Here is a 344-nt window from a genome sequence, read left to right on the forward strand (position 1 = left end):
GGTCGGCGCAGAGGCGAGGCGCCACGTTCGAAACCACCGAGATGCAGCCGCGGCCGCCATGCGCGTTGAAGCCCAGCGCCGTCGCATCTTCGCCAGAAAGCTGGATGAAGTCTTCCCCGTGCGCCTGGCGCTGCAGGCTGACGCGGTCGAGCTTGGCCGTGGCGTCCTTCACGCCGGCGATGTTCCTGAGTTCGAACAGCCGCTTCATGGTCTCGACGCTCATGTCGACCACCGAGCGGCCCGGGATGTTGTAGATGATGATCGGGATGCCGACCGCGTCGTTGACCGCCTGGGAGTGGGCGAACATCCCGTCCTGCGTGGGCTTGTTGTAGTAGGGCGTGACG

At 65.7% G+C, this 344-nt stretch carries 1 protein-coding gene; it reads right to left on the bottom strand.

What is annotated here, in order from left to right; translation table 11 throughout:
• The coding region (locus ACLBXP_RS25360; RefSeq protein WP_447670601.1) for a dihydrodipicolinate synthase family protein at positions 1 to 344 on the bottom strand (344 nt) is incomplete at both ends.

It is taken from the genome of Methylobacterium sp. A54F (assembly GCF_053346035.1).